We start from the raw sequence: 26,241 nt of genomic DNA, 5'->3' as shown, positions 1-26,241 counted from the left end.
CGCGCTGGTGTCGCGACGGGCCGCGCTAACGGCGATTATCCGGCTTCGGCCTGCAATCGTCTACCGTTCCCAGAACACGCGCAGCAGGTTGTCCCCTTCGTTGTAATGGAATTCCAGCTCGCCTTTGTGGGCGTGCTCCAACGCCTCGCCGATGGAGCGTGCGAGATGGCTGTCGGTGGTGGTCACCAGCACGCCGCCGTCGGCCTGATCCTCGATGGCCATGATGCGCGCCAGCGGGTGTTCGGCCTTTTCCTTTTCCTCGCGGTGGCGCACGAGCTTGAGCAGCTCGTCTCGATGGGCGGCGAAGTAATCGCCGGAAAGCTGCACATAGCCCATCGGCAGATGGTCGCGGATGCGCGCGCAGGCCGGGCAGGTGACTTCATGGGCGCCGCCCGGTGGGCTGCCCCATTGCCAGCGTCCGGCATGGTAGATCGCGCCACAGACCTTGCACACCGACGGCTCGGCGAGCTTGTGGGTGAGCTGGTAGGTGTCGTGGATCCGTTCCGGGCGCAGCTGGTCGCGCCGCACGGGACGGAAACCGGCAGCTGGAACGTTGGCTTTCATGATGCACTCCTTTCGGTGAGTTTGTGTTGCAAGTAATCGAGCAGCGCGCTCAGCGTGGTGAGCCGGGCATAATCCTTTTCGGGAATCTCGATGCCCAGCGCTTTGTTCAGGCCGAGCAGGAAGTTGAGCCAGTCCATCGAATCGAGATCGACCTGGCGCCTGAGCGGCAGATCGTCGCGCAGGCGCGCGGCATCCACCTCCGGGGCGATGCCCTGCAGCGTGGTGATGACCCGTTGGCGCAATTCGCTGGGGTTCATCGCGCGAGTTCCTCCGGTTGTTGCAGCAGGTCGGAAAGTTCGCGCAGGAACAGCGCGCCGCGATGGCCGTCCGAGACGCGGTGGTCGGCCGAAAGGCTGGCGGTGACCACCGGCAGCGCTTTCAGCCCACCATTCTCCGCCCACGGCCGTTCGGCGATGCGCCCGAATCCGACCAGCGCCACCTGCGGCGGGGTGATGACGCCGAACACGCCATGACTGCCCTGGTCGCCGAGATTGGTCACGGTGATCGTCGCCGCGGAAAGCTCGGCGCTTTTCAGCGAGCCGGCACGGGTGCGCCGGACGAGATCGGCGAGTTCCTGCATCAGCTTTGTGAGCGGCTTCGCGCCGGCATCGAGGATCGCCGGGGCGATCAGCCCGCCCGCGCGCAACGAGATCGCCACGCCCAGATGCACCGCTTGCGCCGGCTGGAAGGCGCCATCGCGGTAATGGCCGTTGAGCTCGGGATAGTTTGCCAAGGCGCGTGCCACGGCTTTGAGCAGCACCGCGGCCGGCAAGAGGCGCTCGGTCATCGGCCGCTGCGCGTTCGTTTCCTGCAGCCAGGCCAGCATGCGGGCGAGCGGAATGTCCTCGCTGACGTAGTAATGCGGAATCTCGCGCTTGGAACGGCTCATCGCCGCGGCGATGGTCTGGCGCATCGCCAGGAAACGATCGCCCGGCGGCGCGGCGGGCGCGGGTCGGGCCGCCGCTTTCTCGACGTCTTCGAGCGTCACTGCGCCCTGCGGCCCGCTGCCGATGAGCTTTTCGACAGCGACGCCCAGCTCGGCGGCGCGTTTCCTCGCCGCCGGCGAGATGCGGCGCCGCTCACCCGCCTCTGGAGCGGGCGGGGGTGCCGTTCCACCAGCGCCGACTTCGCGCAGTGCGCCGCTACCCGAGGAGACTTCTCGGCTTTCGTTGCTGCCGGTGTGCGGGGTTGCCGTCGCCGCTTCGGCCGGCACTGTCTCGCCGGGTTCGAGCAGCAGTGCCATCACCGTGCCGACCGGCATCTTCTGCCCCGGCTCGGCGATCAGGCGATGCACGGTGCCTTCCTGCCAGCATTCGACGTCGATCGCGGCCTTCGCGGTATCGACGATCGCGATCACCTGGCCCTTTTCGACCCTGTCGCCCGGCTTCACCTTCCATTCGAGCAGGGTGCCCTCGTCCATGTCGGCACCGAGCGATGGCAGCCTGAATTCGATCATGCGAACATCTCCTTCACGGCGGCGACGATCTTCTCGGCTTGTGGCAGCGCCGCCTCCTCCAGATGTTTCGCATAGGGGATCGGCACTTCCTCGGCGCAGACGCGCGCCACCGGCGCATCGAGCTCATAGAAGGCATTTTCCATGATGCGCGCCATCACCTCCGCCGCGAAGCCGCCGCTCTTCCAGTTCTCGTCGATGACCACTGCGCGATGGCATTTCGCCACCGTGGCGACGATGCCCGCCGTGTCGAGCGGCCGCAGCACGCGCAGGTCGAGCACCTCGGCTTCGATGCCTTCGGCTGCGAGCATCTCCGCGGCGGCGAGGGTTTTGGGCAGGCAGCCGCCATAGGTGATCAGCGCCACATCGCGGCCCGTGCGGCGCAGCTTCGCAGAGGCGATGTCGACGCCATCGATGTCCGGCAGCTCGCCTTCCAGGTTGAACAGGCCGGCATGTTCGAAGATCACCACCGGATCGGGATCGGCCAGCGCGGGGGCGAGCATGTGGCGGGCATCCTCGATCGTCGCCGGCGCCAGCACCTTGATGCCGGGGATGTGCGCATACCAGCCTTCGAGGCTGTGCGAATGCTGCGCGGCGAGCTGGCGACCGGCGCCGGTGGCCATGCGGATCACCAGCGGCACCGAGAACTGTCCGCCCGACATATGGTGGAACAGCGCTGCGGTATTGACGATCTGATCGAGCGCCAGCAGGCTGAAATTCACCGTCATCACCTCGACGATCGGCCGCAGCCCGCCCAGCGCCGCGCCGATGCCGGTGCCGACGAAACCGAGCTCCGCCAGGGGCGTGTCGCGGATGCGTTCCGGGCCGAACTCGTCGAGGAAGCCCTTCGAGAACGCATAGGTGCCGCCATAGCGGCCGACATCCTCGCCGATCAGGATGACGCGCGGGTCGCGCTGCAGCGCTTCGCGCATCGCTTCGCGCATCGCCTCGCGGTAAGTGAGCTTCCGGCTCATGATGAATACACGTCCCTGAGCATCGCCTCGACGGGTTCCCAGCTGCCGGCTTCGGCGAAGGCCACCGCCTCATCCACTTCGCGCTGCGCGGCGGCATCGAGGGCGAGGAATTCCGCCTCGCTGAGCTTGCCCTCGCTCTTGAGGCGAGCCGTGAAGGTGTGGATCGGTCCGCGCGTCTTCCAGGCTTCGACCTCGTCCTTGTCGCGGTAGAGCTCGGCATCGAACATCGAGTGGGCGCGGAAGCGGTAGGTGCGATATTCGACGAACACCGGCCCACCGTCGCTTTTGATGCGAGCCAGCGCCGCGCGCGTGGTCTCATGCACCGCAACGATGTCCATGCCATCGGCGGCGAGGCCCGGCATGCCATAGGCGGCTGCCTTGGCGGAAAGATCGGTCACCGCCTCGGCGCGCTCGATCGCCGTGCCCATGCCGTATAGATTGTTCTCGCAGCAGAACAGCACCGGCAGCCGCCACAGCGCGGCGAGGTTCATCGCCTCGTGAAAGGCGCCTTCGGCGACCGCGCCGTCACCGAAGAAGCAGGCGGTGATGCGATCCTCAGCCAGCATCTTCGCCGCCAGCGCAAGCCCGGTGGCGAGCGGCAGACCACCGCCGACGATCGCATTGCCGCCATACAGCCGCGTCGCTTTGTCGAACAGGTGCATCGAACCGCCGCGGCCCTTCACGCAGCCCTCCTGCTTGCCATACATCTCAGCCATGATCGCATTCATCGACAGTCCCCGCACCAGCGCATGGCCATGCTCGCGGTAGGTGGCGACGACGTTGTCTTGCGGCGTGAGCGCGTGCAGTGCGCCGACGGCGACCGCTTCCTCGCCGATGTAGAGGTGCAAGAAACCGCGGATCTTGCCGACGCCGTAGAGTTCGGCGCATTTCTCTTCCATGCGCCGGATGCGCACCATGTCGGCGAGCAGCTTCAGCGCAAAGTCTTTCTCCCAGGGCACGGGACCGGAAGGCGGCGGTGGCGGGCGATGCTCGATGACCATCTCACACTCCTCCTTCGAGCGTCGAAGTATCGCCCTCGGGCAATCCCAGTTCGCGCGCCTTCAGCAGCCGGCGCATGATCTTGCCACTGCGGGTGCGTGGCAGGCTCGGCAATACGGCGATTTCCTTCGGCGCGACGGCGGCGCCGAGTCTCTTGCGCGCATGGGCGAGCAGTTCCTTGCGCAAGGCTTCGCTGTCTTCCCAGCCCTTCTTCAGCGAGACGAAGGCCTTGACCATTTCGCCGACCACCGGGTCGGGCTTGCCGATCACGCCGGCTTCGGCGACCGCCGGATGCTCCATCAGCGCGCTTTCGACCTCGAACGGCCCGATCAGATGGCCAGCCGACTTGATCACGTCATCGGCGCGGCCGAGGAACCAGAAATAGCCGTCGGCATCGCGTTTGGCCAGATCGCCGGTCAGATACCACTCGCCGGCGAAGCATTTGCGATAGCGTTCCTCGTTGTTCAGATAACCGCGGAACATCGACGGCCAGCCGGTTTTCAGCGCCAGCTCGCCCTCGACATCGGGCGTGTCGATCACGCTCACGCTGCCGTCATCGTGGCGCTTCACGATCGCTGCCTCGACGCCGGGCAGCGGCCGGCCCATCGAACCCGGCTTGATGTCGAAGGCGGGCGTGTTGGCGATCATGATGCCGCCGGTTTCGGTCTGCCACCAGTTGTCATGGATCGGCAGGCCGAGTACCTCCTTGCCCCACCGGACGGCTTCCGGATTGAGCGGCTCGCCGACGCTGGCGATGAAACGCAGTTGCGGAAAGCGGTATTGTTGCGCCAGCTCCGCGCCGGCCTTCATCAGCATGCGGATCGCCGTCGGCGCGGTATACCAGACCGTGACACCCTGCTCCTGCAAGAGGCCATACCAACGCTCGGCATCGAACTCCTCGCGGTCGACGAGGCTCGTCACGCCGTGCAACAGCGGCGCGATGATGCCGTAGGAGGTGCCGGTCACCCAGCCCGGATCGGCGGTGCACCAGAAGAGGTCGTCTTCATGGAGGTCGAGCGCGTAGTAGCCCGTCGCCCAGTGCGTCAGCATCGCCGCATGCACGTGCATCGCGCCCTTCGGCGTGCCGGTCGTGCCGCTGGTGAAATGCAGCAGCGCGAGATCTTCTGCCGCAGTGGCTCCAGCGACCGGCGCGTCGCTGGCCGCGGCCATCAGCGTGGCGAAGTCATGGGTGCCGGGCACTGCGGTCTGGCCACCTTCCGCCGCGACGAGCAGCACATGTTCGAGCGTCGGCATCGCCTCGCGCCAGCCTGCCACCTTGCGCTCGTAGAGCAGATCGGTGGTCACCAGCACCCTGCCCCGGCCCAGGTTGATGCGCGTCGCGATCGGCTCCGGGCCGAAGGCGGAAAACAGCGGGGATGCGACGCAGCCGCATTTCAGGCTGCCGAGCACGCTGACATAGAGCTCGGGAATGCGCTCGGCGAGCACGAACACGACGCTGCCCGGCGCGCAGCCCAATTGCCGCAGCAGGTTCGCGAAGCGATTGGTTTGCCGTGCCAGCTCGGCATAGGTCATCTCCTGCGGGGGCTGGTCCGCGGCGAGGAAGCGGAACGCCGCTTTCTCGGCTTTCTCGCTTGCCAGCCAGCGGTCGGTCGCGGCCCAGCCGATGTTCACGCCCCTCGGCCCGGCGAGCCGCCCGGCCACGGCCTGCCAGTCGAAGCGGCTGCGCTCGCCTGCGTAATCAGCGAGGTTCGGCGGCACACGCCAATCGACCGATGTCTTGCGGATGATCGCCGTCGGTTCCATCGCTTCCCCTTTCGAGATTACTATAGCCCGGGGAAGGGAAGGTGGGAAGGCAGCGAGGTCAGTGTTTTTTCTGCTGCTTCTTGTGGCCGCCGCCATGGGCCTCGGCGAACGCCTGGCGCAGGGTGGCCATCTCGGCGAGCTGCACGGCGACGAGATAATTGATCGTGTCGGGTGGGATGTTGCCCTGTTCGTCGGGCAGGCCGGCGGGCACGCCGGTCAAGAGCTCGATAGCCTGATCGACGGTAGACACGGCCCAGAGGTGGAAGCGGCCGGCCGCGCAGGCTTCCACCACATCCGGACGCAGCATCAGATGGGCGAGGTTGGCTTGAGGGATGATCACGCCCTGCTCACCGGTGAGCCCCGCGGCCTGACAGGTGTCGAAGAAACCCTCGACCTTTTCGTTGACGCCGCCGATCGCCTGCACCTGGCCGAACTGGTTGACCGAGCCGGTGACGGCGATGGCTTGGCGGATCGGTGCATTGGCCAGCGCCGAAAGCAGTGCCGCGAGTTCGGCGAGCGACGCGGAATCGCCCTCGACCGGGCCGTAGGACTGCTCGAACACCAGGCTGGCGGTGAGCGAGAAGGGCTGCAGCCGCGCATAACGGGCGGCGAGGAAGGAGGCGAGGATCATCACGCCCTTCGAGTGGATCGGGCCGCCGAGTTCGGCCTCACGCTCGATGTCGATCACCTCGCCCTCGCCGAGGCGGATCGTCGCGCTGATGCGCACCGGCTGGCCGAAGCGCTCCCCACCGAGATCGAAGACCACCAGACCATTGATTTGCCCGACCTGGCTGCCGGCCAGGTCGATCAGGCGCACGCCACGGTGGATCTCGTCGATGCCCAGCCGCTGCAGGCGCTCGCTGCGCGTGCGGCGGGCGGCGAGTGCGGCCTCGACATCGGCGGCGCCGACGACGGTGTGCTGCGCGCGCGCGGCGTGGTAATCGGCCTCGACCAAGAGGTCGGCGATCAGGCGCGTCGCGGTGGTCAGGCGCGCGGCATCGTCGGCCAGCCGCGCCGCATGATCGATCACCCGCGCTACCGCCGCGGCATCGAAGGGGCGCAGCGCTTTGGCGCGCACTTCGTCGGCGATGAAGCCGGCATAGCGGGCGATGGTCGGGGCATCGCGCGGCACCGCATCGTCGAAATCGGCCGCCACCTTGAAGAGCTGTTCGAATTCCGGATCGTATTCCTTGAGCAGATAGTAGAGATGGCGCTCGCCGATCAGGATCACCTTGAGGTCGAGCGGAATCGGCTCCGGCTCGATGGTCAGCGTCGAGAGCAGACCGAAAATCTGGCCGAGCGATTCGATGCGCAGCTCGCGCGCGCGCAGTGCGCGTTTCAGCCCTTCCCAGGCATAGGGCTGGCCGAGGACTTTCTCGACGTCGAGCACCAGATAGCCGCCGTTGGCGCGGGCGAGCGCGCCGGCGCGGATCATCGTGAAATGGGTGATCAGCGTGCCCATGTGGGCGATGTGGTCGACACGGCCGATCAGGTTCTGGAAGCTCGGCTGGTCTTCGAAGATCACCGGCGCACCTTGCGTCGCGCCGTGGTCGATGAAGAGGTTGACCTGATAGCGCGACAGCGGCAGGTTGCCGGCGATGGCGCTGGCGGGGCCTTCCGCCTCGCCCTTCGTTTCGCGCAGTTCCTCGGCGCTGTCGACGACGTCGCGCATCACTTCGTCGAGGAAGGCGACGACGTTGGCGAGATCGGCATAGTGCGCCTTGAGTTCCTCGATCAGATGACCGACCGCCAGGGTCATGGTCTCCCGGCTCAGCGCCAACAGGCGCGCCTGCAACTCGCGCCGCCAGCGCGGGAACTGATGCAAGAGCTCGCGCAGCTGGTCCCCGTATGCTTCGATCAGCTTGTTGAGGCGTTCCTTCTCTGCGTCGGGCAGAGCTTCGAAATCTTCCGGCCCCATCGTTTCCTCGCCCTTGAGCGGCGCGAACATGAAGCCCTGCGGGGTGCGCAACAGCGCGATGCCGTTTTCGCTGGCGGTTTGTCCGAGCTGGCGCAGCGCCTGGTCTTCTCGCTCCTTGTATTCCTCCTGCAGGGCCTCGGCCTGGCCGCGGAAGGTGTCGCTCTCGAAGGCGGCGGCGATCGCCTTGGCCAGTTCGGCGACGAAATGCTGCATGTCGGCCTTCAGGCGCGCGCCGCGACCGGACGGCAGGATCAAAAGCCGCGGCCGGTTGCTGTCGGCGAAGTTATAGACATAGCAAAGGTCCGGCGGCACGGCTTGCCGTGGCGCCTGTTCATCGAGCAGCCTGGCCACCAGACGATGGCGGCCGCAGCCAGGTTCGCCGAGCAGGAAGACATTGAAGCCCGGCGCGCGCGTCTCGATCGCGAACTGCAGCGCCGCGAGGGCGCGTTCCTGGGTGATGCCGGAAGAGGCCGCAGGGGCGTCGGCCGTCGTGGCAAAGCCCAGCTGCGCGGGGTCGCAGCGACGGCTGAGCTGATCGGGACTGAGGGGAGCGGGGACGGTCATGAGGCGATCGTTGGCTTCGACATGAGGATCGCCCGATTATAGGGAGCGCACCCCGACAATTTCAGTGGATAATGAAATCGCTCGCTTTGCCGGAAAGGCTCGGAGATGCCCATCCATAATGCCGACATCGCGGCGATCTTCACCGAGATCGCCGATCTGCTCGAGATCGAGGGCGCCAACCCGTTTCGCATCCGCGCCTACCGCAATGCGGCACGCATCGTCGGCGAATGGTCACGCGAACTGCGCACCCTCGTCGAGCGCGGTGAGGATCTGACGCGGCTGCCCGGTATCGGCGCGGATCTCGCGGCGAAGATCCGCGAGATCGTGGAGACCGGCAAATGCCGTGCGCTGGAAAAGCTGCGCCAGGAACTGCCGCCGGCGATCACCGAGCTGCTGCACATTCCGGGCCTGGGCCCGAAGCGCGTGCGCACGCTGTGGCACGAACTCGACGTGCAGACCCTCGAGCAGCTCGCGCGCGCCGCACGCGACGGGCGCATCCGCGCCTTGCCCGGTTTCGGCGCGAAGACCGAGGCGAACATCCTGCAGGCGGTCGAGCAGCATCTGTCGCAGAGCAAACGGCTCAAGCTCGCGATCGCCGCGCAGTATGCGGACTCTTTGGCTGCCTGGCTGAAAGGCGCGCCGGCGGTGGAGCGGATCGAAGTCGCCGGCAGTTTCCGCCGTTCGCGGGAGACCGTCGGCGATCTCGACCTCCTCGTCGCCACGCATGATGCGCAAGCCGTGATGCGGCGCTTCACGGCCTATGAGGAGATGCGCGACGTGCTCGCAGCCGGCGAGACGCGCGGCAGCGTGATCCTGAAAAGCGGCCTGCAGGTCGATCTGCGCGTGATCGAACCGGAGTCCTGGGGTGCGGCGCTGCTCTACTTCACCGGCTCGAAAGCGCACAACATCGCCTTGCGCAGGCTCGCCCAGGAGGCTGGCCTCAAGCTCAACGAATACGGGCTGTTCCGCGGCCGGCAGCGTCTCGCCGGGGGCAGCGAAGAGGACGTCTATGCGGCGCTGGGACTCGACTGGATCCCGCCCGAGCTGCGTGAAGATCGCGGCGAGATCGGCGCGGCGCGCACACACCGTCTGCCGAAGCTGGTCACGCTGGCCGACCTGCGCGGCGACCTGCACGTGCATACCCAGGCCACCGACGGCCACGACACGCTCGAGGCGATGGCTGCCGAAGCGCAGCGGCTGGGCTTCGAATATCTGGCGATCACCGAACATTCGCAGCGGCTGAAGATGGTGCATGGCCTCGATGCGCGACGGCTGCGCGAACAGTGCGCGAAGATCGACCGGCTCAACGAAGGCTTCAAGGGTTTCCGGCTGTTGAAAGGCATCGAGGTCGACATCCTCGAAGATGGCCGTCTCGACCTGCCCGACGACGTGCTCGGCGAGCTCGATCTGGTGGTGGCGGCGATCCACAGCCGTTTCGACCTGCCGCGCGCCAAGCAGACCGAGCGCATCCTGCGCGCGCTCGATCATCCCTATGTCAGCATCCTCGCCCATCCGAGCGGGCGGCTGATCGACGCGCGGCCGCCGTTCGACGTCGATATGGCGCGGATCGTGCGCGCGGCGAAACAGCGCGGCTGTTTCCTCGAACTCAATGCCCATCCCGAGCGGCTCGATTTGACCGACAGCGATTGCCTGTTGGCCAAGGATGAAGGCGTGCTGGTGGCGATCGATTCCGATGCGCACAGCCGCGCCGATTTCGCCAACCTGCGCTTTGGTGTCGGTCAGGCGCGGCGCGGCTGGCTGGAAGCCAAGGACGTGCTGAACACGCGGCCGTTGGCCGAGCTGTCGTCCCTGTTGGCGAGGACACGGAAATGAAATGGGAGACATTCGCACACGATGCCGACGTCGGCGTGCGCGGGCTGGGCGCGACGCTGGCCGAGGCCTTTGCCGGCGCGGCCATGGCGCTCACCGCGGTGATCACCGATCCCACGAAAGTCGGCGGTTCCGAGACGGCACGGATCGAGTGCGCCGCGCCCGATGACGAACTGCTGCTGCTCGACTGGCTCAATGCGCTGATCTACGAGATGGCGACACGGAAGCTCTTGTTCTCGCGCTTCGCGGTGAGCATCGAAGATCATCATCTCGTGGCGACCGCCTGGGGCGAAGCCATCGATGTCGCGCGTCACCAGCCGGCCGCCGAGATCAAGGGGGCGAGTTTCTGCGAACTGAAAGTCGAGCGCCTTCCCGATGGGCAATGGCTCGCGCAGTGTGTGGTCGATGTCTGAGCGCTTGTGAAAAATTCTGCTGCGCTCGCGACGAATTTTTTTCACAAGCTCTGAGGAGCGGACATGGAACTGAACAGCCTGATCCAGCGTAGCGAATACACGTGGGAAATACCGCAGACCGGTGCGATGCGCGTGCCGGGCATCCTCTTCGCCGACCGCGATCTGGTTGCGGCGATGGACGAGAAGGTGCGCGAGCAAGTGGCGAACGTCGCCAAACTGCCGGGCATCGTCGCAGCATCGTTCGCGATGCCCGATGCCCACTGGGGTTATGGCTTTCCGATCGGCGGTGTGGCCGCCTTCGATCCCGACGAGGGCGGCGTGATCTCGGCCGGCGGCGTCGGTTTCGACATTTCCTGCGGCGTGCGCTGCCTGCTCACCGGCCTGTCGGTCGGCGAGGTCGAGGCCGTCAAGCCGCGGCTGGCCGATCGCCTGTTCGCCAGGATTCCGGCTGGCGTCGGCAGCACCGGGGCGATCCGTCTGTCGGAGGTTGAAATGGACGCGATGCTCGCCGGCGGCGCACGCTGGGCGGTTGCCCAGGGCTGGGGACGGGCCGAGGATCTCGCCCGCATCGAGGAAGGCGGCCGTGTCGCCGGCGCCGATCCGGCCGCGGTTTCGGCTCAGGCCAAGAAGCGCCAGCGCGACGAGATGGGCACGCTCGGCTCAGGCAACCATTACCTCGAAGTGCAGCGGGTGGCCGAGATCTTCGACCACGAGGCTGCGGCGGCTTATGGTTTGAGGCAGGACGAAGTGGTGGTCAGCATCCACTGCGGCTCGCGCGGCCTGGGACACCAGATCGGCACCGACTATCTGCGCGAGATGGCGATCGCCGCGCCGGGCTTCGGGTTGGCGCTGCCCGATCGCGAGCTCGCCTGCGCGCCGCTGGCTTCCGCGCTCGGCAGGCGTTATCTGGGAGCGATGCGCGCCGGCATCAACTGCGCGCTGGCCAACCGGCAGATCCTCACCCATCTGACGCGCGAAGTGTTCGCCGAATTCTTTCCTGGGGCTGCGCTGCCGCTGCTCTACGACGTCTCGCACAATACCTGCAAAGAGGAGATCCATGCCGTGGCGGGCGAACAGCGCCGTCTGTTCGTGCATCGCAAGGGCGCGACGCGCGCCTTCGGGCCCGGGCATCCCGAATTGCCGGCGGAATATCGCGCCGTAGGCCAGCCGGTCCTGATCGGCGGCAGCATGGGCACCGCCTCCTGGGTGCTCGCCGGCGCCGCCGGCACCGAGGAACGCGCCTTCGGCTCGGCCTGTCACGGCGCCGGCCGTGCGATGAGCCGCAACGAGGCGACGCGCCGCTTTTCGGGCCGCAAGATCGTCGATGATCTGGCCGCGCGCGGCGTGCTGATTCGCAGCCCGAGCCTGCGCGGCGTTGCCGAAGAAGCGCCGCTGGCCTACAAAGACGTGAGCAGCGTCGTCGAGGCAGCCCATCGCGCGGGTCTGGCGCGCAAGGTGGCGCGGCTCGTGCCGCTCGTCTGCGTTAAGGGCTGATGCAACCGATCCACGAACTGCTCGCCCGCATCCGCTGGGATGCGGCGTTTGGCAAGGGCGAATTCGTGCTCGGCTATTGGGATCGTGTTGCCGGTGCCATCCGGCATGTCAAACTTTCCGACATTGGTCGCGACCCCGACAATCCCGAACTCCTCACCCTCATCGATGAGGAAGGACGCGTGCATGACATCCCGCTGCACCGCATCCGCGAAGTCTGGCGCGATGGGCGGTTGATCTGGCGGCGGGCACCGGAGCGGGCAGCGCCCGCAGCCAAGGATGGATGAGATGAAACCCAGGCGCTGGTCGCAGCAGGTGACCGAGACGAGCTTTGCGCTCGATCTCGAAGCCGGGGTATTCACCTGGGACGACCCGGCCGCGATCGCGCGCTCGCTCGCGGCCTCGGCCGAGGCGAGCACGCGCCGCAAGGCGAGTCCCTTCCAGTCGGCGATGTCGATGCTCAACTTCTACATCAACCGCGCCGGCCGCAAGCTGCCCAGCGAACGGCGGGCGATCCTGGAAGCCGCGAAAGAGGAGCTGCGCAGGCTCTATGGCCGGTCGGCGCCAAACCGGCTGCAGACGGGATGAGGCCGGAATGAAACGGAGCATCGCCAGCGCGAGGCCGTGAGCCGGCTGAAAGTGTCGCTTTTCTTTACATGGCTGTTCGATTGAAAAACGCAAGCCAATGAGATGCAACGAAAACGCCAACAAGCATGAATCTTGCATGGAAACAACGGGTTTCCGTATGTGCTTCAGGGAGAAAACAATGAAAGCGCGTTCTTTATTCCTTGGCCTTTGTGCCTGTGGGCTCTTTTGCAGCACCCCCAGCCAGGCCGCGAGTTACAGCAGCCTCTACATCTTTGGCGACAGCCTTGCCGATACCGGCAACAATGCCTGGGTGTTCGACAATGCCTTGCCTGCCCTTGATCCCACCAATTCCACCGGCTATGCCTTCCAGCGCACCGAAGCACCGATTTCGCCCGGTGTCGATGAAGTCGATACGTCTCTGGTGCCGACTTTCCCTTACACCTCGAACCGCTATTCGAACGGCGGGGTGTGGCCGGATTATGTCTCTGCGATCACCGGGCTGCCGACCCAAAATGCCCTGAACGGGGTGAGTTTTCCTGACCTGTACAACTTCATGATGGGAGGACCCGCTCCGACTGTGACGGGCACCAATTTCGCCTTCGGCGGAGCGCGGGTCGGTACCACACCGCCCCTGGGGTTCCCGTTCAGCCTCGTCGATCAGGTTTCTGCCTTTGTGCTGCTCCTCAACGGAAATCCTGCGCCGGCAGATGCGCTGTTCATCGTCGAGGGCGGCGGCAATGATGCCCGCGACGTTCTTGCTGCGACCCTTGATGGCGACGACAGCACCGATCCAGCTACATTCATACAAGCATATATCGACGGGATGAACACTATCTTCCAAACACTTGCTGACATCGGTGCGAAACATGTTGCAGTCTGGAATGTGCCGGATATTTCGCTTACCCCTGCTGTCAACTCTTTACTTTCCATTGATCCGATGGCGAAATTGATCGCTGGAGGAGCTGTCGGGACGATGAATTATGAACTGGAGAATCTGCTAGGAGGTTATACAAGCCTCTTCGACGATCTCATCCTGTTTGATCTCCATGATGTGATGGCCAACATCGTCACAAATTATTCCGACTATTCTTTAACGAATGTCTCGAGTGCTTGTGCGGTGGATCCGGCTTGTGTCGCCGATCCAACCGGCTACCTCTTCTGGGATGGCATCCATCCGACCACATACGGCCATCAGTTGGTCGCCACTGCTTTCGTCAATACCATGCGGATGCCCGAACCGGCGACGCTCTGGCTCATGCTGATCGTCCTGCTGCCTGCGGCTTTGGGGCGGCGTCTGGCACGTAGTTAGCGGAGGAACGCCACGGCGAGCATGGGTGACGAAGTCGGCGCTGGCGGGACGGCACCGACGCTGCTCTTCGGCGCCCACGATCGCCACAACTTCGGCGATCTGCTGTTCGGCCACGTCGCGGCGGTGCTGTGTGAGGGCAGAACGCTCATCCCGGCGGGTCTGGTGGCACGCGACCTGACGCCCTATGGCGGCTTTCGCATCGAAGCGATCGCCGATCTGGCAGCGAGGTATCGCGGCGTGCCGCTCGAGATCATCCACATCGGCGGCGAGATCCTGACCACCACCGCCTGGCAGGCGGCGGTGATGCTGGCCGAACCGGAGGAAGCTCCCGGGCTGATCGCGCGTTTCGACGCCGACCCTGTGGGCGCGCGTGCCTATGCAAGCGAGCGCTTCGGCTTCACTGCCGCAGCGCCTTATGTGATCGGCCGCGAGCTTTTTCCGGCGGCACGGCGCGTCGTGTTCAATGCCGTCGGCGGGGCGGATTTCATCAATGCCGATGCGTCGTTGCGGCGCGAGGTGCTGGCGAAGCTGGCAGGGGCTGATGCCCTTTGTGTGCGCGATCGGGCCACCCAGGCCGCACTGGCCGCGGACGGTATTGCGGCCGCACTCGCGCCCGATCCGGTGGCGGTCATCGCCGCGCGCTTCGGCGCAGGTATCGCGCAGGAGACGATGCGAGGCGAGGTGGCCGAGATCCGCTCGTGCTTTCCTGCCGGCTTCGTCGCCGTGCAATTCGCCGCCGAATGCGGCGATGACGCGACGCTGGACTCGCTGGCCCGTGGCTTTGATGCCATCGCGGCGGAAACCGGCTGGGGCATCGTCTTTTTCCGTGCCGGCACCGCCCCCTGGCATGATGACCTCGAAGCGTATCGGCGCTGCGCTGCGCGGTTTGCAACGGCCCCATGGCGCATCTTCGCCGCGCTCGATGTCTGGCAGATCACGGCGCTGATCGCGGCGAGCCGGGGATTCGTTGGCACGAGTCTCCATGGCCATATCGTGGCCAGCGCGTTTGCCCTGCCGCGAGTGAGTTTTCTGTCACCATCGCTGGCCGGCCGCAGCAACAAACTCGCCGCCTATCTGGCCACCTGGGAGATGCCGGAAATGCCGGGCGTGGTCGGCCTCGCGCGGCTCGCCGAGGGCTTTTCACGGGCGATCGGGGTCGCTGCCGAGGCCCGGCAAAGCCATGCCCGTCGGCTGGCGGAGCTTTATCAGCGGGCTGCCGCCGACAGCATCGCCTGCATCCGTTCCCAGTGCGAGCCGGGCCAATAGATGCGTTGGCAGCTCGGACAGCGACGAAAACGCTGTTGATGTTGCCGCACCGAAGGCGGCAGTTGGTCGATCACTGCCTCAGCGGACGTGGCGGCATAGAAGCGTCCTATTCCCACCCAAAATCTAACAATGGGGCGACTCGGCAGGGGTCGATATACTTTTTTCGTCTCGAAATCGCAGGTTTGTCGCCCATGCCCATCACGTCAGAACACGAACCGGCGCGCTTGCTCATCAAGGATTCGGAGCTTGGCAGGTTCCTTGGCGACCTCGACTGCCAGGTCTTGGCCACCGTCATGGAAGTGCGCGAACTGACGGATGGCGAAGTGTTGGTGCGCGAGGGCGACGAGGATTACACGCTATTCATCGTCACCGCCGGCAGCCTCAAGGTGAGCAGCAAGGTCAATGGCCGTAACCGGATCGTGAATACGATGAAGGCCGGCGATTGCGCCGGCATCCGCTGTTTCGTCGAGCGCACGCCGCGCCAGGTGACCTTGCAGGCCAAGGGGCCGACGGTGGTGTATGCCGTGCGGCCGGACGATTTCGAGCTGCTGATCGAAACCCATCCGCGCCAGGTCTATAACTTCATGCGCGGCCTGTTCCGCATGCTCAACATCAACCTCGAACGGATGCACGAGAAGCTTCGCCGCTTGGCGCTCACGCCTCGGTAGGGAGGCTGAGGGAAACGCTGAAGAAGTCGTTGCGAGCGGCCGGAGGGCAAGGCGCACGGAGCGCAGCGACCGAGACATATCAAACAGATAGGCGAGGGAGCGAGCACCGCGCAACGCCGCCATCCGGTCGCGCAGCAGACTTATTCAGTGTTTCTTAGTTTTCCTCTGGCACCATTTTGATGGCCCCGCACGGGCATTCCGCCGCGCACAGACCGCAGCCCTTGCAATAGTCATAGTTGAACTGGAAACGCTTGCCAGGGCCGAGCTTGATCACCGCATTGTCCGGGCAAACGCCGTAGCAATTGTCGCATTCGAAGCAGTTGCCGCAGGATAAGCAGCGGCGCGCTTCGAACAAGGCGTTCGATTCGTCCAGGCCCTGCACCACTTCGTCGAAAGTGGACTGGCGGCGCAGGATGTCGAGCATCGGCCGCACCTGATGCGGCGCTTCGGCGTAATACCAAGGGTTGAGCTTGTCGAAGGTGGCAAGCTCATGCTTCGGCGGCGGCAGATGGGTTTCGCCTTTCAGCCAGGCGTCGATGTGACGCGCGGCCTTCTTGCCGTGACCGACGGCGACGGTGACGGTGCGTTCCGAGGGCACCATGTCGCCGCCGGCGAAGACACCGGGGCGGCCGGTCATCATGTTCGGGCCGACCTGTACGACACCGTCTTTGACTTCGAGTCCCGGCACGTTTTCCAGCAGCGACAGATCGACGTCCTGGCCGAGCGCCAGCACCACCGAATCGGCCGCCAGCGTCTCGTACTCGCCGGTCGGTTGCGGAAAACCCTTGTCGTCGAGCACCATCTTCTCGATGGTGATCGCGCCGGCATCGGCATGCTTGATCGTCGACAGCCACTTGATCATCACGCCTTCTTCGAGCGCTTCTTCGATCTCGGAATCGTGCGCCGGCGCCTTGTCGCGCGTGCGGCGATAGACGATCACCGGCTCGGCGCCGAGACGCTTCACCGTGCGCGCGACGTCGATCGCCGTGTTGCCGCCGCCATAGACGACCACCCGCCGGCCGAGCTGCGGTTTCTCGTCACCTTCCATCGAGCGCAGCACGGAGACCGCATCGAGCATCTTCGCGGCGGTGCCGGCGGGAATGTAGGCGCGCTTGCCGATGTGTGCACCGACGGCGAGAAAGGCGGCATCGAAACCTTCCTGCATCGCCGCTTCGAGATCGCCGACCTTGGTATCGAGCTTGAGGGTCACGCCCAGCTCGAGGATGCGCGCCACTTCGGCGTCGATCACTTCGCGCGGCAGGCGGTATTTCGGGATGCCGAAGCGCATCATGCCGCCGGGATAGGGGCCGGCTTCGCGGATTTCCACTGCATGGCCCAGGCGGGCGAGATGATAGGCAGCCGACAGGCCCGATGGCCCGGCGCCGACGATGAGCACCCGCTTGCCGCTCGAGGTTTGCGGCTTCTCGAAGCGCCAGCCGCGTTTGATCGCCTCGTCGCCCAGAAAGCGTTCGATCGAATTGATGCCGACCGCTTCATCGAGATGCTGGCGGTTGCAGGCGCCCTCGCAGGGGTGGTAGCAGACGCGGCCCATGATCGCGGGCAGCGGGTTGTTCTCCACCAGCGCGCGCCAGGCGGCCTCATAGTCGCCGCTCTCGGCGTGATAGAGCCAGCCCTGGATGTTCTCGCCCGCCGGGCATGCGGCGTTGCAGGGCGGCAGGCGGTCGACATAGACGGGACGGAAAGTGCGCCAGGAGCCGGTGCGGTTGGCGAGCGAAGAGCCCGGATCGAGAGTGATGGCAAAGGGCTTGTCCATGTCACATTCCTTCGAGCAGCCTGTATTTCCGGATGTTGCGGTCGGCGAGCGCTTGTAGTTTCGCGATCACATCGGTGCGCAGCTTGGGCGCGAACAGATGGGCGAAGCGTTTCTGCGGCTTCAGATAGTCCTCGACGGGCCGTGGGTGCCGTATCGCCAGCGCCGACTTTTGTTCGCCGTATTCGGCCTCGAAGACCGGAAACAGGCCGGTCTCCTTGGCGAGCCGCGCCATCTTGATGGTTTCATGGGGCTGCGTGCCCCAGCCGAGCGGGCAGGGCACGAGGATGTGCAGATAACGCGCGCCGTGAAATTCCATCGCGCGGCGCACCTTGGCTTCGAGATCGCGCAGATCGGCGACCGTCGCGGTGGCCACATAGGGGATCTCGTGCGCCAGCGCGATCGCCGGCACGAACTTGCCCTGACCGAACGGGTTGCCCGGCTCCGGACCGACGGCCGGCGTGGTCGCGGTGCGCGCGGCTGGCGGCGTGGCGGAAGAGCGCTGGATGCCGGTGTTCATGTAGCCGTTGTTGTCATAGCAGATGTAGAGCACGTCGTCATTGCGCTCGAACATGCCGGACAGACAACCAAAGCCGATGTCGGTGGTGCCGCCGTCACCGCCCTGGGCGACGACACGTATGTGGCGCCGTTCGCCTTTCTGCATCTTCACCTTGAGCGCCGCGGCGATCCCGGTCGCCACCGCCGCGGTGTTGCCGAACAGCGAGTGGAGCCACGGCACCTGCCAGCTCGTTTCCGGATAAGGCGTCGAGAACACTTCCAGGCAGCCGGTGGCGTTGGCGCAGATCACGCGGCCGTTGGTCGCTTCCATCGCCGCGTCGATCGCATAACGCGCGCCGAGCGCCTCGCCGCAGCCCTGGCAGGCGCGGTGGCCAGAGTTGAGCGAGTTGTAGCGCTTGACCTGCGCTTGCACGCTACGCTGTTCCGGCGGCAGCAGGCGGTTGCCGACGGTGAAGGTGCCGGTCTGGTAGAACTTGATGGGCTGGAAGGACATAGCGGGCTCCTTCTCAATAATTACGTGCAGCGACGACGCCGATGTCGCGCAGCAGGTTTTCGGCCACCGGGCCGGAACGGCGGTGCGCCTTCTCGCGTTCGAGCTGCTTGTTGACCATCGCCCAGTCGAGGTCGAGGAAAGTGACGTGTTCGAGCGCGTCTTGCTCTGCCTTGAGGAACAGTTCCGTCAGCGACTTCTTGGTGATCGCGCGGCCGCCCAGCCCGGCGATGACCGTATAACCGTGCATGTGCAAGCCCGACAGCGCCATGCGCACGTTGGTCGAGAGTATCCCGCCCAGCCCCACCGCCATGCTCTTCTCGATCACCACGACGCGTTTCGCCCCCACGAGACCCGCGCGCACACCGTCGAGTGGGAAGGGGCGGAACAGCGTGATGCCCAAGGCGCCGATCTTGTGGCCGGCTTCACGCATTTCATCGATGACGTCCTTGATCGTGCCGAGCACCGAGCCCATCGCGACGACGATGGTCTCGGCGTCCTCGCAGCGATAGGTGTGCGCAAGACCGCCCGAATCGCGGCCGAAGATGCTGCGGAACTCGGCCGCATACGCTGGGATCAGCTTCAGCGCTTCCATCTGCTTGGCATGGGCGAGATAGCGCACCTCCATGAAGGCCTCCGGGCCGACCATCGCGCCGATCGACACCGGCTCGGCCGGATCGAGCACCTGGCGTGGCTCGTATTTCGGCAGATAGGCATCGACCTGCTCCTGCGTCGGCATGTCGACGCGCTCGACGGCATGGGTGAGGATGAAGCCGTCCATGCAGACCATCACCGGCAGCGACAGCTCCTCGCCGAGGCGGAAGGCCTGGATGTGCAGATCCAGCGCCTCCTGATTGTTCTCGGCGAAGAGCTGGATCCAGCCGGCGTCGCGCATCGCCAGCGCATCCGAGTGGTCGTTCCAGATGTTGATCGGCGCGCCGATCGCGCGGTTGGCCACCGTCATCACGATCGGCAGCCCCAGGCCGGAAGCGTTGAACACGGCTTCAGCCATGAACAGCAGGCCCTGCGATGCCGTCGCGGTGTAGCTGCGTGCGCCGGCGGCCGAGGCACCGATGGCCACCGACATCGCGGCGAATTCGGATTCGACATTGATGAACTCGCAGGGGCTGAGCGTGCCTTCCTTGACCATCTCGCCGAGCGCTTCGACGATGTGCGTCTGAGGCGAGATCGGATAGGCGCAGATCACCTCGGGACGGCACAGCGCCACCGCTTCGGCGACGGCGCGCGAACCTTCGATCTGTTTAAGCATGGCCTGCCCTCCGATGGGCCGTGCCGAGGAGGGCAGCGCCCCCTGTGGGGGCAGCGAGTGAAGCGAGCGTGGGGGCCAATTTTGCTTCCTCCATTTCAGCTTTGGCAATGGCGTAGGCTTCCTTTGCCGCGGCGGCATTGCCCTCGGCCACCTTGCCAGAAAATCTTTCGCGGATCGCCTTGAGGACCGAATCGAGCCGGACGATGCCGGTGATGGCGGCGAAGGCGCCCAGCAGTGGCACATTGGGCACCGGCCGGCTGACATGCTTCAAGGCCAGCTCGGTGGCGGGCAGGGTGCACAGCCGCTCTCGGCGGTAGTTCGCGACGAATTCGCCCAGCCCCAGCTCGGCAAAGCTCTTGCCGGTGTTGATCAGGATGTAGCCGTCGGGCTTGAGCCCGGCGAAACAGTCCACCTGATGCAGTAGCGTGGAGTCCTGGATGATCAGCGCATCGGGTGCCACGATCGGTTCACGCAGACGGATTTCCCTGTCGTCGATGCGGCAGAAGGCGACCACCGGCGCGCCGGTGCGTTCCGAGCCGAAGCTGGGAAAGGCCTGGGCATGGCGTCCTTCGTCGAAGGCGGCGATGGAGAGCATCTCCGCTGCGGTGACGACCCCCTGGCCGCCGCGGCCGTGAAAGCGAACCTGGAACATTGCGCGTTCTCCTCGTCTTTGGCCGGGCCGCTGTTTGCTTGCGTCATGTTGCGCTGCCCGATTGCGAAGGCTAGTTTAACCCTTTAACATCGGCAGCGCCGCCTACCCGGCGGTGCATACGAACAGCCGCTTCGCGCACCCCGCGAAGCCCAATTCCATCACTCCAACAGGAGGAGACATGTCCGAGACTTTGCCTGGCGCGGCTGCCGTTTTCGCCGCCCAAACCGAAGATGGCGATCCGCAGGAGACCCGTGAGTGGCTCGATGCGCTGGAAGCCGTCATCGAGCAGGAGGGCGCCGAGCGCGCCCACTACCTCATCGAGCAGTTGATCACGCTCGGCCAGCGCGCCGGCATCAACCTGCCGTATTCCGCCAATACCGATTACGTCAATACCATCCCGGTCGACCGCCAGCCGCTGGCGCCCGGCGACTATGCGATCGAAAACCGCATCCGTTCCTATGTGCGCTGGAATGCGCTGGCCATGGTGTTGCGCGCCAACCGCGACAAGTCCAACCTCGGCGGCCACATCGCCAGCTTCGCCTCGGCGGCGACGCTCTACGATGTCGGCTTCCAGCATTTCTGGCGCGGCCCGAACCATCCTTCGGGCGGCGATCTGATCTACTTCCAGGGACATTCCGCCCCCGGCATCTACGCCCGCGCCTTCCTGCTCGGCCGGCTCACCGAGGAGCAGCTCGACGGTTTCCGCCAGGAGGTCTCCGGCCGCGGCCTGCCGTCTTATCCGCACCCGTGGTTGTTGCCCGATTTCTGGCAGTTCCCCACCGTGTCGATGGGCCTGGGGCCCCTGCAGGCGATCTACCAGGCGCGCTTCATGAAATACCTTGCCGACCGCGGCCTGGCCGACACCTCCGGTCGCAAGGTCTGGGCCTTCATGGGCGATGGCGAGATGGACGAGCCCGAGTCGATGGGCGCGATCGGCATGGCCGGGCGCGAGAAGCTCGACAATCTGATCTTCGTCATCAACTGCAACCTGCAGCGTCTCGACGGGCCGGTGCGGGGCAACGGCAAGATCATCCAGGAGCTGGAAGCCGAATTCCGCGGCGCCGGCTGGAATGTGATCAAGGTGATCTGGGGCAGCTACTGGGATGCGCTGCTGGCGCAGGACAAGAAGGGCCTGCTCAGGAAGCGCATGATGGAATGTGTCGATGGCGACTACCAGACCTTCAAGTCGAAGGATGGCGCCTATGTGCGCGAGCACTTCTTCAACACGCCGGAATTGAAGGCGATGGTCGCCAACTGGACCGACGACGACATCTGGCGCCTCAATCGCGGTGGGCACGATCCGCACAAGATCTATGCCGCCTACAAGGCCGCGATGGAGCACACCGGCCAGCCGACGGTGATCCTCGCCAAGACCATCAAGGGCTATGGCATGGGCGAATCCGGCGAGGCGCAGAACATCACCCATCAGCAGAAGAAGATGGGCACGACTTCGCTCAAGGCCTTCCGCGACCGCTTCCGTCTGCCGATCGCCGACGAAGATCTCGAAAAGCTGCCGTATCTGAAATTCCCCGAAGGTTCGGCCGAGCTCGAATACATGAAGAGCCGGCGCCTTGCTCTCGGCGGCTATCTGCCGCAACGGCGCCGCAAGGTCGAGCCCTTGCCGGTGCCGGAACTGGCGGCATTCGAGCCCTTGTTGAAGGCATCGGGTGAAGGCCGCGAGTTCTCGACGACGATGGCCTTTGTGCGCCTGCTCGGCCTGTTGATCAAGGACAAGACCCTGGGGCGGCGCGTGGTGCCGATCGTGCCGGACGAGTCGCGCACCTTCGGCATGGAGGGTCTGTTCCGCCAGATCGGCATCTGGAACCAGGAAGGGCAAAAGTATGTGCCGCAGGATGCCGACCAGCTGATGTTCTACAAGGAATCGAAGGACGGCCAGATCCTGCAGGAGGGCATCAACGAAGCCGGCGCGATGGCCGACTGGATCGCCGCGGCGACGAGCTATTCGACGCACGGCGTGCAGATGATCCCCTTCTACATCTTCTATTCGATGTTCGGCCTGCAGCGCACGATGGATCTGGCCTGGGCGGCGGGCGATTCGCGCGCACGCGGCTTTTTGCTGGGCGGCACCGCCGGGCGCACGACGCTGAACGGCGAGGGCCTGCAGCACGAAGACGGCCATTCGCACGTGCTCGCGGCGACGATTCCCAACTGCATTTCGTATGACCCGACCTTCGCCTACGAGCTGGCGGTGATCATCCAGGATGGTCTGCGGCGCATGCTCGCCGAGCAGCAGGACGTGTTCTATTACATCACCGTGATGAACGAGAACTACGAGCATCCGGCAATGCCGGCCGGGGTCGAGCAGGACATCGTCAAGGGCATGTATCTGTTCCGGAAGGGTGCCAACAGCAATGGCCCACGCGTGCAACTGCTCGGCTCCGGAGCGATCTTCCGCGAAGTGATCAGTGCTGCCGACCTGTTGCGTGATGACTGGGGGGTGGAAGCGGATCTGTGGAGCTGCCCGAGTTTCACCGAGCTTGCGCGCGATGGTCACAACTGCACGCGCTACCACCTGCTGCATCCGGACGAGCCGAAACCGGTCTGCCACGCCAAGGGACTGCTCGCCGACACGCGCGGGCCGATCATTGCCGCGACCGATTACGTGCGCCTGTATGCCGAGCAGATCCGTCCCTTCATCACCGAAGGCGGACGTCGCTACACGGTGCTCGGCACCGACGGCTTCGGCCGTTCCGACACACGCGAGAAGCTGCGCGATTTCTTCGAGGTGGACCGGCGCTGGATCACGCTGGCGGCGCTCTCGGCGCTCGCCGATGACGGAGCGATCGAGACGCAGGTCGTCAAAGCGGCGATCGAGAAATACGGCATCGATCCGGCCAAACCGAATCCGCTGGGGGTCTGACGCCATGGAAATCAAAGTTCCCGACATCGGCGATTTCCATGATGTGCCGGTCATCGAAGTGCATGTCAAACCGGGCGATGCAGTCAAGGCCGAGGATGCGCTGATCACGCTCGAATCGGACAAGGCGACGATGGACGTGCCCAGTCCTGCCGCGGGCATCGTCAAGGAAGTCAAGGTCAAGCTCGGCGACAAGGTCTCGGAAGGCACGACGATCGTCGTGCTCGAACCGGCCAGCGAAGCAGCCGCGCCAGCTCCGCAGGCGTCGCCGGCTCCGCAAGCGCCGCCGGCTCCCATTTCCGCACCCGCTGCCGTGCCTGAAACGCCGATGGCGCCACGAGCGGTCGAAACGCCTGCGCCGGCCGTTGCCGCCCCTGCGTCGACCGGACCCACGCCGCCGACACCGACCATCGCCATCCTGCCGCCCCCCGTGCGCATGCCCTCGCCTGCCGAGATCGTCGCCGAACTCGATGGCGTCAAGTCGCATGCGAGTCCCTCGGTGCGCCGCTTCGCGCGCGAGCTCGGCGTCGACATCGCGCAGGTCAAGGGGAGCGGCCCGAAGGGGCGCATCACCCATGAGGATGTCAAAAACTTCGTCAAGGCGGCGGTGAGCGGGGGTGCCGTCCCGCCAGCGCCGACTTTCAGCGGGCCGGGCTTGAACCTGCCGCCCTGGCCGCAGGTCGATTTCGCCAAGTTCGGGCCGATCGAGGCCAAGCCGCTGTCGCGCATCAAGAAGATTTCCGGGCCGAACCTCGCCCGCAACTGGGTGATGATCCCGGCGGTGACCTATCACGAGGAGGCCGACATCACCGAGCTGGAAGCCCTGCGCGTTCAGCTCAACAAGGAAAACGAGAAAACCGGCATCAAGATCACGATGCTCGCCTTCCTGATCAAGGCTTGCGTCGCGGCGCTGAAGAAATATCCCGAGCTCAACAGCTCGCTCGACGGCGAGAACCTCATCTACAAGCATTACTGGCACATCGGCTTCGCCGCCGATACCCCGAACGGCCTGGTCGTGCCGGTGCTCAAGGACGCCGACAAGAAGGGCGTCATCGAGATCGCGCAGGAAACCGCCGAGCTCGCGAAAAAGGCGCGCGAAGGCAAGCTTTCCCCGACCGAGATGCAAGGGGCGACATTCACGATCTCCAGCGTCGGCGGCATCGGCGGCACGGCCTTCTCGCCGATCGTCAATGCGCCCGAGGTGGCGATCCTCGGCGTCTCCAAGGCGGCGATGAAACCGGTCTGGAATGACGAAACCTTCCTGCCGCGCTTGATCCTGCCCTTGTCGCTCTCGGCCGATCATCGCGTCATCGATGGCGCGCTGGCGACGCGCTTCAATGCGTATCTGGCCCAACTGCTCAGCGACTTCCGCAGGGTGCTGCTATGACGCCCATCGAGACCGAAATGCTGGTGCTCGGCGCCGGCCCCGGCGGCTACTCGGCCGCCTTCCGCAGCGCCGACCTCGGCATGAAGACCGTGCTGGTCGAGCGCTATGCGACGCTCGGCGGCGTCTGCCTCAATGTCGGCTGCATTCCGTCGAAGGCGCTGTTGCATGTCGCGGCGGTGATCGAGGCAGCGCAGCACGTCTCCTCTGCCGGCGTGAGCTTCGCCGCCCCGAAGATCGACATCGACAAGCTGCGCGCACATAAAGAGAAGGTGGTCGGCAAGCTGACCCAAGGGCTTGCCGGCATGGCGAAAGCCCGCAAGGTCGAGGTGGTGCGCGGCTACGGCCATTTCCTCGACGCGCATCATCTCGAAGTGGAGGAAACCACGGGGCCGGCGCAGGAAAAGACCGGCAACAAGCGCGTCATCCGCTTCGAGAAGTGCATCATCGCCGCCGGTTCCGCGGCCGTGCATCTGCCCTTCCTGCCGCGTGACCCGCGCATCGTCGATTCGACCGGCGCGCTCGAACTGCGCCAGGCGCCGGGCAAAATGCTCGTCATCGGCGGCGGCATCATCGGCCTGGAAATGGCCACCGTCTATTCGACGCTCGGCGCCCGGGTCGATGTCGTCGAGATGCTCGACGGCCTGATGCAAGGCCCCGACCGCGATGCGGTGAAGGTCTGGGAAAAGCACAATGCCCATCGCTTCGACCGGATCATGCTGAAGACGAAGACCACCGCCGTCGAGGCGAAGGACGATGGACTTTGGGTGACGTTTGATGGTGAGCATGCGCCCGCCGAAGCCCAGCGTTACGACCTGATTCTGCAGGCTGCCGGGCGCAGCCCGAATGGCAAGAAGATCGGCGCGGAAAAAGCGGGGGTTGCGGTCGATGAACGCGGCTTTATCGCGGTCGATTCGCAGCGGCGCACCAACGTGCCGCACATCTACGCCATCGGCGACATCGTCGGTCAGCCGATGCTGGCGCACAAGGCGGTGCATGAAGGGCATGTCGCTGCCGAGGCCGCCGCCGGGCAGCAGGCGCATTTCGATGCGGCGGTGATTCCGGGGGTGGCCTACACACACCCCGAAGTCGCCTGGGTGGGCTTGGGCGAGGACGAAGCGAAAAAGCAGGGGAGAGCGGTCGAGGTGGCCAAATTTCCGTGGGCGGCCTCCGGCCGGGCGATTGCCAACGGCGCCGAGTATGGTTTTACGAAGCTCATCTTCGATGCCGAAACCCATCGCATCGTCGGCGGCACGATCGTCGGCCCGTCGGCAGGCGACATGATCGGCGAGATCGCGCTGGCGATCGAGATGGGCGCCGACGCGATCGACATCGGCAAGACCATCCATCCGCATCCGACGCTGGGCGAGACGATCGGCATGGCCGCGGAAGTGGCCCACGGCAGCTGCACCGATCTACCACCGCTGAAGAGGCGCTGAGCGATCCACCGGGCAAGTCGACGCTGGCGAAATGGCG

23 protein-coding genes are annotated in these 26,241 nt (G+C 65.3%); 11 read left to right on the top strand and 12 right to left on the bottom strand.

The window, feature by feature from the left end:
• Positions 1-60 precede the first annotated feature (60 nt).
• Genes M52SOB_RS10890 through M52SOB_RS10860 form a run of 7 tightly spaced genes read right to left on the bottom strand, consistent with a single transcriptional unit; the run spans position 61 to position 8,236 of the window.
• Complete coding sequence (locus M52SOB_RS10890) at positions 61-564, bottom strand: BCAM0308 family protein (protein WP_131111830.1); 504 nt, start codon at positions 562-564, stop codon at positions 61-63.
• The gene (locus tag M52SOB_RS10885) at positions 561-821 is read right to left on the bottom strand and encodes an acyl carrier protein (RefSeq protein ID WP_131111829.1); all 261 of its coding nucleotides are present in this window, start codon (positions 819-821) and stop codon (positions 561-563) included. Before M52SOB_RS10885 ends, M52SOB_RS10890 begins: the two co-directional genes overlap by 4 nt.
• Complete coding sequence (locus tag M52SOB_RS10880) at positions 818-2,020, bottom strand: dihydrolipoamide acetyltransferase family protein (protein ID WP_131111828.1); 1,203 nt, start codon at positions 2,018-2,020, stop codon at positions 818-820. The genes M52SOB_RS10885 and M52SOB_RS10880 overlap by 4 nt, the downstream gene beginning before the upstream one ends.
• Positions 2,017-2,991: an alpha-ketoacid dehydrogenase subunit beta gene (locus M52SOB_RS10875; protein ID WP_131111827.1), complete on the bottom strand. Its 975-nt coding sequence runs from the start codon at positions 2,989-2,991 to the stop codon at positions 2,017-2,019. The genes M52SOB_RS10880 and M52SOB_RS10875 overlap by 4 nt, the downstream gene beginning before the upstream one ends.
• Positions 2,988-3,992, bottom strand: a complete 1,005-nt coding sequence (gene pdhA, locus M52SOB_RS10870; RefSeq protein ID WP_131111826.1) for a pyruvate dehydrogenase (acetyl-transferring) E1 component subunit alpha — start codon at positions 3,990-3,992, stop codon at positions 2,988-2,990. Before pdhA ends, M52SOB_RS10875 begins: the two co-directional genes overlap by 4 nt.
• Before the next feature lies 1 nt (position 3,993).
• Positions 3,994-5,754 carry an acetate--CoA ligase gene (gene acsA / locus M52SOB_RS10865; RefSeq protein WP_131111825.1) on the bottom strand — a complete coding sequence of 587 codons (1,761 nt, stop codon included), beginning with the start codon at positions 5,752-5,754 and terminating at the stop codon, positions 3,994-3,996.
• Positions 5,755-5,812: 58 nt separating this feature from the next.
• Positions 5,813-8,236, bottom strand: coding sequence for a Lon protease family protein (locus M52SOB_RS10860; RefSeq protein WP_131111824.1), 2,424 nt, complete (start codon positions 8,234-8,236; stop codon positions 5,813-5,815).
• Between the two features lie 105 nt (positions 8,237-8,341).
• Between M52SOB_RS10860 and polX the strand changes: the two genes are divergently transcribed.
• The 7 genes from polX to M52SOB_RS10825 all read left to right on the top strand — a co-directional run bounded on the left by polX (position 8,342) and on the right by M52SOB_RS10825 (position 15,133).
• The gene (gene polX, locus M52SOB_RS10855; protein WP_131111823.1) at positions 8,342-10,069 is read left to right on the top strand and encodes a DNA polymerase/3'-5' exonuclease PolX; all 1,728 of its coding nucleotides are present in this window, start codon (positions 8,342-8,344) and stop codon (positions 10,067-10,069) included.
• Complete coding sequence (locus tag M52SOB_RS10850; protein WP_131111822.1) at positions 10,066-10,479, top strand: archease; 414 nt, start codon at positions 10,066-10,068, stop codon at positions 10,477-10,479. The genes polX and M52SOB_RS10850 overlap by 4 nt, the downstream gene beginning before the upstream one ends.
• A gap of 63 nt (positions 10,480-10,542) precedes the next feature.
• Positions 10,543-11,973 carry an RtcB family protein gene (locus M52SOB_RS10845; protein WP_131111821.1) on the top strand — a complete coding sequence of 477 codons (1,431 nt, stop codon included), beginning with the start codon at positions 10,543-10,545 and terminating at the stop codon, positions 11,971-11,973.
• The gene (locus tag M52SOB_RS10840) at positions 11,973-12,257 is read left to right on the top strand and encodes a DUF504 domain-containing protein (RefSeq protein WP_131111820.1); all 285 of its coding nucleotides are present in this window, start codon (positions 11,973-11,975) and stop codon (positions 12,255-12,257) included. The genes M52SOB_RS10845 and M52SOB_RS10840 overlap by 1 nt, the downstream gene beginning before the upstream one ends.
• Position 12,258: 1 nt before the next feature.
• Positions 12,259-12,558 (top strand): DUF3175 domain-containing protein, encoded by a 300-nt coding sequence (locus tag M52SOB_RS10835; protein ID WP_131111819.1) that lies wholly within the window; start codon positions 12,259-12,261, stop codon positions 12,556-12,558.
• Positions 12,559-12,736: 178 nt separating this feature from the next.
• On the top strand, positions 12,737-13,867 hold the full coding sequence (locus tag M52SOB_RS10830) for an SGNH/GDSL hydrolase family protein (protein WP_172601820.1): 1,131 nt from the start codon (positions 12,737-12,739) through the stop codon (positions 13,865-13,867).
• 21 nt (positions 13,868-13,888) lie between these two features.
• Positions 13,889-15,133 (top strand): polysaccharide pyruvyl transferase family protein, encoded by a 1,245-nt coding sequence (locus M52SOB_RS10825; protein ID WP_131111817.1) that lies wholly within the window; start codon positions 13,889-13,891, stop codon positions 15,131-15,133.
• Here M52SOB_RS10825 and M52SOB_RS14105 read toward each other — a convergent pair.
• Positions 15,073-15,207, bottom strand: coding sequence for a Mut7-C RNAse domain-containing protein (locus tag M52SOB_RS14105; protein ID WP_431306324.1), 135 nt, complete (start codon positions 15,205-15,207; stop codon positions 15,073-15,075). The genes M52SOB_RS10825 and M52SOB_RS14105 overlap by 61 nt on opposite strands.
• 117 nt (positions 15,208-15,324) lie before the next feature.
• Here M52SOB_RS14105 and M52SOB_RS10815 point away from each other — a divergent pair, with 117 nt between their 5' ends.
• Entirely contained in the window at positions 15,325-15,801 is a 477-nt protein-coding gene (locus M52SOB_RS10815) for a Crp/Fnr family transcriptional regulator (RefSeq protein WP_172601819.1), read from the top strand.
• A gap of 154 nt (positions 15,802-15,955) precedes the next feature.
• Here the strand turns inward: M52SOB_RS10815 and M52SOB_RS10810 are convergent, their stop codons facing one another.
• The 4 genes from M52SOB_RS10810 to M52SOB_RS10795 are packed head-to-tail and all read right to left on the bottom strand — an operon-like array spanning position 15,956 to position 20,503.
• On the bottom strand, positions 15,956-17,575 hold the full coding sequence (locus M52SOB_RS10810) for an NAD(P)-binding protein (protein ID WP_131111815.1): 1,620 nt from the start codon (positions 17,573-17,575) through the stop codon (positions 15,956-15,958).
• 1 nt (position 17,576) lies between these two features.
• Positions 17,577-18,584 carry a thiamine pyrophosphate-dependent enzyme gene (locus M52SOB_RS10805; protein WP_131111814.1) on the bottom strand — a complete coding sequence of 336 codons (1,008 nt, stop codon included), beginning with the start codon at positions 18,582-18,584 and terminating at the stop codon, positions 17,577-17,579.
• Positions 18,585-18,597: 13 nt separating this feature from the next.
• Complete coding sequence (gene porA, locus M52SOB_RS10800; RefSeq protein ID WP_131111813.1) at positions 18,598-19,851, bottom strand: pyruvate ferredoxin oxidoreductase; 1,254 nt, start codon at positions 19,849-19,851, stop codon at positions 18,598-18,600.
• The gene (locus tag M52SOB_RS10795) at positions 19,844-20,503 is read right to left on the bottom strand and encodes a 2-oxoacid:acceptor oxidoreductase family protein (RefSeq protein ID WP_131111812.1); all 660 of its coding nucleotides are present in this window, start codon (positions 20,501-20,503) and stop codon (positions 19,844-19,846) included. The genes porA and M52SOB_RS10795 overlap by 8 nt, the downstream gene beginning before the upstream one ends.
• 178 nt (positions 20,504-20,681) lie before the next feature.
• Between M52SOB_RS10795 and aceE the strand changes: the two genes are divergently transcribed.
• Genes aceE through lpdA form a run of 3 tightly spaced genes read left to right on the top strand, consistent with a single transcriptional unit; the run spans position 20,682 to position 26,204 of the window.
• Positions 20,682-23,384: a pyruvate dehydrogenase (acetyl-transferring), homodimeric type gene (gene aceE / locus M52SOB_RS10790; protein WP_131111811.1), complete on the top strand. Its 2,703-nt coding sequence runs from the start codon at positions 20,682-20,684 to the stop codon at positions 23,382-23,384.
• Between the two features lie 4 nt (positions 23,385-23,388).
• Complete coding sequence (locus M52SOB_RS10785; RefSeq protein ID WP_284155082.1) at positions 23,389-24,768, top strand: dihydrolipoyllysine-residue acetyltransferase; 1,380 nt, start codon at positions 23,389-23,391, stop codon at positions 24,766-24,768.
• The gene (gene lpdA / locus M52SOB_RS10780) at positions 24,765-26,204 is read left to right on the top strand and encodes a dihydrolipoyl dehydrogenase (RefSeq protein WP_284155081.1); all 1,440 of its coding nucleotides are present in this window, start codon (positions 24,765-24,767) and stop codon (positions 26,202-26,204) included. The genes M52SOB_RS10785 and lpdA overlap by 4 nt, the downstream gene beginning before the upstream one ends.
• Positions 26,205-26,241: the final 37 nt, after the last annotated feature.

This window comes from Sulfuricystis thermophila, assembly GCF_004323595.1.
GTDB lineage: Bacteria > Pseudomonadota > Gammaproteobacteria > Burkholderiales > Rhodocyclaceae > Sulfuricystis > Sulfuricystis thermophila.
This window is presented reverse-complemented; position numbering and strand designations above follow the sequence as displayed.